The sequence below is a fragment of the Vibrio sp. 10N.261.55.A7 genome (assembly GCF_002877365.1).
Taxonomy (GTDB): domain Bacteria; phylum Pseudomonadota; class Gammaproteobacteria; order Enterobacterales; family Vibrionaceae; genus Vibrio.
This window is the reverse complement of record NZ_MCWZ01000058.1, coordinates 1-7,482: the sequence shown is the minus strand read 5'-3', so window position 1 is coordinate 7,482 and position 7,482 is coordinate 1. Positions and strand designations below refer to the sequence as shown.

Genomic DNA, 7,482 nt, shown 5'->3' with positions numbered 1-7,482 from the left:
ACCTTAGCTATCCGCGCATAGTGACTGTCTTGTTGAACAAGTCCCATCAGCGTGTCACCTTGTGGGCCTATGAGCACGTGGTAAATGATCTCTTTGACCAAATCTTGCCCGAAAATCGATTTCTCGGCGTCATTGTGAAGGCACTCAATCAGCCTGATGCAAGCATCCTCCAATTTATCCGTCACTTGCGCTTTTTGTAGGCCAATGGCGGATTTACGTACCTTATTCACACCGAGTTGTTCCACGAGCGTATTCAGCAGCCTTAAATCGACATCGACACACAACCCAAGCAGTGGTGCGTTGTCATTCATCATTGACTCGCATTCAAGCGGCAGTGGCACCCCAATCACCAAATAGTCGCCCGCACCGTAGTTCAGGCTATGTTCGTTGAGGTGAATACGTTTGTGGCCTTGGCCCATAATGATAATGCCAGATTGATACAGTAACGGCTGTCGACTGGTTGAAGAACTTGCACAGTAGAAACTGACCCCCTCAACCCCCGTGTTATGAACACCATTATTTTCAAGCAAAGAGAAGGTGCTTGCGTAGTCTTGCATGGTTTTAGAAAGCTGGGGCATGGGGCTGTCCTGATGTTGTGGCGAGCGTTCAATTTACTGATAAAAGCAGAAATAGGCAATAAAAGTAGACGAATTAACCTATATAAAAACCACTATTAGGACTAATATGCATGGGTGTTGTGAGCCAATGTTAATAATAAATAGGGAATAATAGATGAAATTCAATTACGTGAACCCGACTCAAATCTTATTCGGACAACAACAGATTGCCGGAATTACTCAGCAGTTATCAGCAGACAGTAAAGTGCTGGTAATTTATGGGGGCGGTTCAATTAAGAAGAATGGTGTTTATGACCAGGTGGTTGCCGCACTAAAAGATCACCAGTGGGTAGAATTCTCTGGTGTTGAGCCAAACCCTAAACGTGAAACGCTAGACAAAGCGGTTCAATTGGTAAGAGAAGAAAACGTTGATTTCATCCTCGCTGTTGGTGGCGGTAGTGTTATCGATGGTTCTAAATACGTTGCGGCTTCTGCACTTTATGAAGGCGAAGGTTGGGACATTCCATCAGGCAAGCACCAAGTGACGCAGGCATTGCCAATCGGCGCTGTGTTGACGCTTCCTGCTACTGGCTCAGAATCAAACATGGGCTCTGTTGTGACCAACGGTGAAACTCAAGAGAAGCTTGCGTTCCTATCGCCTTTCGTACAACCAAAATTTGCCGTGATGGATCCAGACGTTATGAAAACGCTGCCTGAACGCCAATTGGTCAACGGTGTGGTTGATGCTTGGGTGCACGTTTGTGAGCAGTACATTACGACAACGAACAATGCGTATGTGCAAGATGGTTACTCAGAAGCGCTACTTCGCAGCCTACTTAAACTCGGCCAAGATTTTGAAAATCGCGATAACGATGAGTGGCGTGCAAACCTTATGTGGTCGGCTAACCAAGCCCTCAATGGTTTGATTGGTGTTGGTGTGGTGCAAGATTGGGCAACGCACATGATTGGCCATGAGCTGACGGCGGCATTTGGTGTGGATCACGCGCGCTCATTGGCGATCGTTCAACCGTCGCTCATGCGCAACCAAATGGCAACGAAACGTGCCAAGCTTGAGCAAATGGGAGTGAATGTGTTTGGCTTAGAGAAAGGTGACGATCTTGCTGAGCGCACAGTGGACGCAATTGAAGCCTTTTACCAAAGTTTAGATGTGGCAACGACACTGACGGATCATGGTTTAACGGCAGAGCAAGCGGTTGATAAGATTGTGGGTCAAATTGAAGCCCATGGTATGGTCGCGCTAGGTGAGCATCAGGCGATCACATTGACTGAAAGCCGTAAGATTCTAGAATCTGCCATCGCGTAAGAACGTTCTTAACCGATAATATTCAGTTTAAATGCCACGATATTTCGTGGCATTTTTGTTTTTGTATCGGCCTACTTTGCCATTTCCCCACCGTGTATTTAGGGTCTGTTGATCTTTCGAGCTGATTTTTGCAGCGACGTGTTGGTTCATTATTCTTAATAAACAGAGGCAAGGCAGAGGCTTTGATATGTCGTTATTCTACATGATAAGCGATAACGCAGGATAAATGACCAACAAGTGCTGCCCGAAGGGTTCGGCTAACATCGTTTTATGCTTTGTTAATGAGTATTTGCTTAGAATCACTAGGCTACACACTCATTGCCGCGCCTAAAACGATTTTATCTCGAACAAAACTTAACCACGAAAGATCAACAGACCCGAGTGACTTTCATTTATACAACATCCGTTATTTAACCGCTTGTTCATATTGACATCGCTTATGCTCTAAATGATAATCCCTATCAATTGGTATGTTATAACATTATCAATAATAATCGAATTAAGGGAATGAAAATGAAATTTATTGGGTATTTACTGTCTGTCGGGTTGAGTGTATTCAGCGTTAATAGCGCCGCTCAAATTAACTTTTCTTGGACAGTGAACGCAGGGCCTATTAACCCTCATCAAACATCACCAAACCAAATGTACGCACAAGCCATGGTTTATGAACCGTTGGTGAAATACAACAAAGGAGGCGAGCTGCTTCCTTGGCTGGCGAAATCATGGCAAGTCTCAGCGGATGGTAAAGCGTATACCTTCTTCTTGAGAGACGATGTGAAATTCTCAAATGGTGAAACATTCAATGCCCAAGCGGTGAAAGCGAACTTTGATCAGGTACTGAAAAATTTTGAGAAACACCGCTGGTTAGAGTTGATTAATCAAATAGATAAAACCGTCGTAGCGGATGAGTTTACGGTGGTGCTGCATTTGAAAAATGCTTATTACCCTGCGTTGCAAGAGCTTTCATTAGTGCGCCCAGTTCGGTTTATGGCGCCTTCGGCGATGCCAAAAGAAGGGAATACAGGAGACGGCATTGCGGAGCCTGTAGGAACAGGGCCATGGATGCTGGATACCAGTGTTCTCGGCGTGAAAGATACCTTTGTGCGTAACCCATACTACTGGGGGGAAGCGCCTGCACATGAAAAAGTTGAAGTCGCCGTGATTGCTGACCCTAATGCCCGTGCGCTTGCCTTTGAAAGCGGCATGGTGAATCTTATTTACGGCTTGGAAGGGCAAATCTCTCCTGATACCTTCGACCGATTCACCAAAGATCCTTCTTTGCATACCGCATTATCTGATCCTATTTCGACACGCCTGATTGCAATGAACAGCGCACGTTCAGCCACACAAGAACGCGAGGTTCGTATTGCCCTTAACCATGCCATCGACCGTGATGCGATTGCGAAAGGCATTTTCTATGGCACCGAGTTACCCGCCAATAGCTTGTTTGCGCGAAATGTGCCTTATGCAGATATTGAACTCACCGACTACAACCACAGCGTGAAACAAGCGAAGAAGGTGTTGGATGACGCAGGTTGGGTCATGTCATCTGAAGATACTTACCGTTCTAAAGAGGGGAAAGAGCTGGCGGTAGAATTGGTTTATCATGGTCATGATGCCAACCAAAAAGCGATCGCTGAGGTGCTTCAAGCGAACTTTAAAGACGTTGGCGTGAAACTCATCTTGGCCGCAGAAGAGCGTAGTCGCTTTTATAAGAGACAAAAAGGGGGCGAGTTCGACCTTATCTTTAACAATACCTGGGGTTCACCGTACGACCCGCATTCGTTTGTAAGTGGTATGCGTGTTCCTTCTCATGCTGACTATATGGCTCAAGCAGGGTTGCCAAATAAAGCGGAGATAGACCAGACCATCGATGCGATTTTGTCGAGCACCGATGAAGCAGAGAGAAAGAAACTGTACACCTCTCTACTGAATTCACTGCACGATCAAGCGGTCTATCTGCCGGTTACTTACATGCGTATTACGGGTGTGGCGGCGAGTAAGTTGGGTAAGTTCTCGATGGGTTCCACTGTGTTTGATATTCCATTCGAACAATTCCAATAAACTGTCATTGATCACGTAGAGCCAATCAGGTGTGAATGCCCTGATTGGCTTTCGCGTATGCCACCCCCATGGCTGGCAAAGGAATCTCCATGCTATCTTTTATATTCAGACGCGCCTTACTTGTTGTTCCCCTTCTTTGGGCCGTCTCATTAATCATCTTTCTGTTCTTACGTCTAAGTGGAACCGAGCCTGCGTTGGCGTATCTTCGTGCGGGCAATATTCCTCTAACGGATCAATCCATTGCTGAAGCCGAGCGCTTTCTGGGTTTGAATAAGCCGTTATGGGAGCAGTACTACGACTGGCTCTATGGCGCAATTCATCTTGATTTTGGCACCTCGTACATGACGGGAAGACCGGTCTTAGATGACCTTCTTTATTACTTGCCTGCTACCTTAAAGCTGGCCTCGTTTGCCTTGCTCATCACGCTCGCGTTATCCATCCCCCTCGCGATTTGGGCAGCCCGTTATCGCGATAAATGGCCCGACTTTACCATTCGAGGGCTTGCCTTTATCGGGGTGTCGATTCCCAACTTTTGGCTGAGTTTTCTTTTGGTGTTGCTGTTCTCCATCCACCTAAAGTGGTTGCCACCGATGGGATACGGAGGGCTTTCTCACATGTTATTGCCCGGCTTTGCTATTGCGTTTATGTCGCTCTGTATTAATGCCAGATTGCTCAGAGCCAGCATGCTTGAGGTCAGTGGTCAGCGTCATGTTCGCTATGCGCGTATCCGAGGGATTTCGCCGCGTCGGGTCGAACGTACTCACATATTAAGAAATAGCTTGTTGCCAATTGTCACTGCGGCAGGCATGCACATTGGCGAGTTGATTGGCGGCTCGTTAATTGTTGAAAGCATTTTCAGTTGGCCTGGGGTTGGGCGTTACGCCATTACCGCTATCAGCAACAACGACTACCCAATCATTCAGTGCTTTACCTTGATGATGACGGCCATCTTTATCTTTTGTAACTTGGCGATAGACATTATCTACGCATGGCTAGACCCAAGAATTCGTTTGGAGGCTGCGGAATGTCAGTAATCAGAAGTTTATCTCCCAGTGCGTTGCTCGGATTTGTGGTGCTTATCTTACTTATGTTTGTGGCCTTGTTTGCCCCATGGTTAGCCCCTTATGATCCCAACGAAATTGATCTCTCACAGCGATTACTGGGCATCAGCAGTGAACATTGGTTTGGCACGGATCATCTTGGTCGAGACCTTTTTTCTCGCTTAGTGACCGCCACTTCTGTGTCTCTTGGCGCGGTCTTTGTCACCTTGGCACTCATGCTGGTGATAGGCGTTGGGTTAGGCGGCCTCGCGGGATTTGTGGGCGGCAGAACGGATCAGGTCATCATGCGTATCTGCGAAGTGTTTATGACTTTTCCAACCGTGGTATTGGCGCTGTTCATGGTCGCGATATTAGGGACTGGGCTGGTGAACGTGATCATCGCCATCGCCGTGACGCACTGGGCATGGTATGCCCGTATCTCGCGTAGTCTGGTTCTTACCGTCAGGCACAGCGATTATCTTCGCGCCGCCAAGTTGGCGGGTGTGCCACCTTGGGCAAGGTTTCGAGTGCACATACTGCCCAATATCATGGTGCAGTTAATGGTACTGGCCACGCTCGATATTGGCCATGTCATGTTGCATGTTTCAGGCTTAAGTTTTCTTGGTCTGGGCGTGCAATCCCCAACACCAGAATGGGGCGTTATGATCAACGATGCACGTCAGTTTATTTGGACCAATCCATTGCTCGTTATCTGGCCGGGTTTGGCGATTCTTGTCAGTGTGATGGCGTTTAACCTGCTCGGTGACGCGATGCGAGATAAATTGGATCCTAACCTGGAGCACAACGGATGAAACTCGAATTAACCAATCTAAGTATTAAAACCGCCTTATCAACCTTGGTTAAAGACGTGAACTTGTGTATTGAATCGGGCTCGGTATTGGCACTGGTTGGCGCCAGTGGCTCAGGAAAATCGGTCACGTGCTCAGCGATATTCGATCTATTACCTTCAAGCCTGAAAGCGGAGGGAGCGATCACGTTTAATGGCCAGCCCGCTAACATTCAAGCGATAAGAGGTAAGCACATTACCTGCATCATGCAGAACCCGGCCAGTGCGTTCAATCCACTGCAATCGATGAAGCAGCATGGTGTTGAAACCATGGTGGCGAGTGGGCAAAAATACCGAGAAGAAGCGCTGATTGAAGCGATGCAAGACGCGGGTTTGACCGAGTGTGAAAACACGCTGACTCTGTATCCATTCCAAATGAGTGGAGGCATGCTACAAAGAATGATGCTCGCGCTCGCTTTAGTCAGTGGCGCGGAACTTCTTGTGGCTGACGAGCCAACCACTGACCTTGATCTTGTTGTGCAGGCCCATATTTTGAACCGCTTAGAAGCCATCAGTAAAAAACGAAATTTGGGTGTGTTATTGGTCACCCATGATTTTGGTGTGGTCGCTCGCCTTGCTGACCGAGTGGCGGTCATGTCTCATGGTGAAATTGTCGAACAGGGCACGGTGACTGAAATCTTCCACCATCCGCGTCATCAAGCCACGCGATCTTTATTAGACGCTCACCTATCGCTTTATAAGGAGCACAGCCATGGATAGCTTTATCTCAGTTCAAGGGGTAGCAAAGCGCTATCAACCACAAGGCTTGACGCGACGCCAAAAAAGCAAACAAGTGCTGACCGACATTAGCCTCGACATTCACCATGGCGAATCGTTGGCACTGGTGGGGGCGAGTGGTAGTGGCAAAAGCACGCTTTGCCGTTTGATTGTGGGGTTAGAGCCCTGCAGTGAGGGCGAAGTACGTCATAACGGTCAGTCTATTGCTGCGTTTGACAAAGCGCAGTGGCGTGAGTATCGCCAAGACGTGCAACTCGTTTTCCAAGACGCCATTGGCGCGGTGAACCCAAGACAACGGATTGAACAGATCCTGGCTGAGCCACTGCGTTATCTTCGTCAATTAAACAAAAAGGAGATAGCGATAGAAAGTGAAGCCTTGATGAAGCAGGTGGATTTAGATGTCGACTTACTCAAACGCCGCGCGGGTCAATTAAGTGGTGGGCAGTTACAGCGCGTTGGTATCGCACGTGCGTTGGCTGTGAAGCCCAAATTGATTGCCCTGGATGAGTCTCTATCAAGCCTAGACATGGTGCTTCAGCAGCAGATGATTGAATTACTCAAGTCGATTCAGCGTGAGTTTGGAACGGCATTTTTGCTGATCACCCATGACCTTCGACTGGTGGACTTATTCTGCGATCGAGTCATCGTACTTGATGAGGGAGAAATCGTTGAAAGCCGCTCTGCGAGAAGCTCAGAGCCTTGGCAAAGTGATATGGGTAAAAAGCTCAATGCGGCGATATTGCCAGCCATGCCAGTGTTAGATGAATCCGTTCAGAGGCGTGTGAAAACAGGCAATACGGAAAATGAACTCGCTTGCGCTGAGTAATCACGGCGCAAACATCGCCACGATCTCGCATCGCTTGAAAGCGTATCAAATCGTGGCGCTAGTTGTTAAATAAATAATAAATAATA

General features: G+C 47.7%; 7 protein-coding genes. 6 read left to right on the top strand and 1 reads right to left on the bottom strand.

Annotation, left to right across the window (positions count from 1 at the left end; translation table 11 throughout):
• Positions 1-578: AraC family transcriptional regulator (locus BCU12_RS05015; RefSeq protein WP_102403265.1), on the bottom strand; the 578-nt coding region annotated here is incomplete at its 3' end.
• 154 nt (positions 579-732) lie between these two features.
• On the opposite strand from BCU12_RS05015, the gene BCU12_RS05010 reads away from it, so the two are divergent.
• The 6 genes from BCU12_RS05010 to BCU12_RS04980 all read left to right on the top strand — a co-directional run bounded on the left by BCU12_RS05010 (position 733) and on the right by BCU12_RS04980 (position 7,396).
• Positions 733-1,881 (top strand): iron-containing alcohol dehydrogenase, encoded by a 1,149-nt coding sequence (locus BCU12_RS05010; protein ID WP_102403264.1) that lies wholly within the window; start codon positions 733-735, stop codon positions 1,879-1,881.
• Between the two features lie 513 nt (positions 1,882-2,394).
• A complete protein-coding gene (gene nikA / locus BCU12_RS05000) occupies positions 2,395-3,945 on the top strand; it encodes a nickel ABC transporter substrate-binding protein (RefSeq protein WP_198599255.1) in 1,551 nt (516 codons plus the stop codon).
• Positions 3,946-4,034: 89 nt separating this feature from the next.
• Complete coding sequence (gene nikB, locus BCU12_RS04995) at positions 4,035-4,979, top strand: nickel ABC transporter permease subunit NikB (RefSeq protein WP_102403263.1); 945 nt, start codon at positions 4,035-4,037, stop codon at positions 4,977-4,979.
• Positions 4,970-5,797, top strand: coding sequence for a nickel ABC transporter permease subunit NikC (nikC, locus tag BCU12_RS04990; protein ID WP_102403262.1), 828 nt, complete (start codon positions 4,970-4,972; stop codon positions 5,795-5,797). Before nikB ends, nikC begins: the two co-directional genes overlap by 10 nt.
• Positions 5,794-6,552, top strand: a complete 759-nt coding sequence (locus tag BCU12_RS04985) for an ATP-binding cassette domain-containing protein (RefSeq protein WP_102403261.1) — start codon at positions 5,794-5,796, stop codon at positions 6,550-6,552. Before nikC ends, BCU12_RS04985 begins: the two co-directional genes overlap by 4 nt.
• Entirely contained in the window at positions 6,545-7,396 is an 852-nt protein-coding gene (locus BCU12_RS04980) for an ATP-binding cassette domain-containing protein (RefSeq protein WP_102403260.1), read from the top strand. Before BCU12_RS04985 ends, BCU12_RS04980 begins: the two co-directional genes overlap by 8 nt.
• Positions 7,397-7,482: the final 86 nt, after the last annotated feature.